At 39.9% G+C, this 2,431-nt stretch carries 1 protein-coding gene; it reads left to right on the top strand.

Annotated features, from left to right (window positions below):
- A partial coding sequence (gene clfA, locus IDG60_RS11030; protein WP_241013363.1) for an MSCRAMM family adhesin clumping factor ClfA occupies nucleotides 1–2,431 on the top strand: 2,431 nt, incomplete at both ends.

The following is a 2,431-nucleotide window of genomic DNA, read 5'->3' as shown; positions in this document are numbered from 1 at the left end:
TCTAATGATACTAATACAGTATCATCTGTAAATTCACCTCAAAATTCTACAAATGCGGAAAATGTTTCAACAACGCAAGATACTTCAACTGAAGCAACACCTTCAAACAATGAATCAGCTCCACAGAATACAGATGCAAGTAATAAAGATGTAGTTAGTCAAGCGGTTAATCCAAGTACGCCTAGAATGAGAGCATTTAGTTTAGCGGCAGTAGCTGCAGATGCACCGGCAGCTGGCACAGATATTACGAATCAGTTGACAGATGTGAAAGTTACTATTGACTCTGGTACGACTGTGTATCCGCACCAAGCAGGTTATGTCAAACTGAATTATGGTTTTTCAGTGCCTAATTCTGCTGTTAAAGGTGACACATTCAAAATAACTGTACCTAAAGAATTAAACTTAAATGGTGTAACTTCAACTGCTAAAGTGCCACCAATTATGGCTGGAGATCAAGTATTGGCAAATGGTGTAATCGATAGTGATGGTAATGTTATTTATACATTTACAGACTATGTTGATAATAAAGAAAATGTAACAGCTAATATTACTATGCCAGCTTATATTGACCCTGAAAATGTTACAAAGACAGGTAATGTGACATTGACAACTGGCATAGGAACCAATACTGCTAGTAAGACAGTATTAATCGACTATGAGAAATATGGACAATTCCATAATTTATCAATTAAAGGTACGATTGATCAAATCGATAAAACAAATAATACGTATCGCCAAACAATTTATGTCAATCCAAGCGGAGATAACGTTGTGTTACCTGCCTTAACAGGTAATTTAATTCCTAATACAAAGAGTAATGCGTTAATAGATGCAAAAAACACTGATATTAAAGTTTATAGAGTCGATAATGCTAATGATTTATCTGAAAGTTATTATGTGAATCCTAGCGATTTTGAAGATGTAACTAATCAAGTTAGAATTTCATTTCCAAATGCTAATCAATACAAAGTAGAATTTCCTACGGACGATGACCAAATTACAACACCGTATATTGTAGTTGTTAATGGCCATATTGATCCTGCTAGTACAGGTGATTTAGCACTACGTTCGACATTTTATGGTTATGATTCTAATTTTATATGGAGATCTATGTCATGGGACAACGAAGTAGCATTTAATAACGGATCAGGTTCTGGTGACGGTATCGATAAACCAGTTGTTCCTGAACAACCTGATGAGCCTGGTGAAATTGAACCAATTCCAGAGGATTCAGATTCTGACCCAGGTTCAGATTCTGGCAGCGATTCTAATTCAGATAGCGGTTCAGATTCTGGCAGTGATTCTACATCAGATAGTGGTTCAGATTCAGCGAGTGATTCAGATTCAGCAAGTGATTCAGACTCAGCGAGTGATTCAGATTCAGCAAGTGATTCAGATTCAGCAAGTGATTCAGATTCAGCAAGTGATTCAGACTCAGCAAGTGATTCAGATTCAGCAAGTGATTCAGATTCAGCAAGCGATTCAGATTCAGCGAGCGATTCAGATTCAGCGAGCGATTCAGATTCAGCGAGCGATTCAGATTCAGCGAGTGATTCCGACTCAGCGAGCGATTCAGACTCAGATAGTGACTCAGATTCCGATAGCGATTCCGACTCAGATAGCGACTCAGATTCAGACAGCGATTCTGACTCAGACAGCGATTCTGACTCAGACAGTGACTCAGATTCCGATAGCGATTCCGACTCAGACAGTGACTCAGATTCCGATAGCGATTCCGACTCAGACAGTGACTCAGATTCCGATAGCGATTCAGATTCCGACAGTGATTCCGACTCAGATAGCGATTCCGACTCAGATAGCGACTCAGATTCAGACAGCGATTCAGATTCAGACAGCGATTCTGACTCAGACAGTGACTCAGATTCCGATAGCGATTCAGATTCAGACAGTGATTCAGACTCAGATAGCGATTCAGATTCCGACAGTGACTCAGACTCAGACAGCGATTCAGATTCCGATAGCGATTCAGATTCCGACAGTGACTCAGATTCCGATAGTGACTCGGATTCAGCGAGTGATTCAGATTCAGATAGCGATTCAGAATCAGATAGTGACTCAGACTCAGACAGTGATTCAGATTCAGATAGTGACTCAGACTCAGACAGCGATTCAGAATCAGATAGTGACTCCGATTCAGACAGCGATTCAGAATCAGATAGTGACTCCGATTCAGATAGCGATTCGGATTCAGCGAGTGATTCAGACTCAGGTAGTGACTCCGATTCATCAAGTGATTCAGATTCCGATTCAACGAGTGACACAGGATCAGACAACGACTCAGACAGTGATTCAAATAGCGATTCCGAGTCAGGTTCTAACAATAATGTAGTTCCGCCTAATTCACCTAAAAATGGTACTAATGCTTCTAATAAAAATGAGGCTAAAGATAGTAAAGAACCATTACCAGATA

It is taken from the genome of Staphylococcus sp. EG-SA-2 (assembly GCF_017152085.1).
Note: the sequence above shows the minus strand (reverse complement) of the source record. Positions and strands in the feature narration are given on the sequence as shown.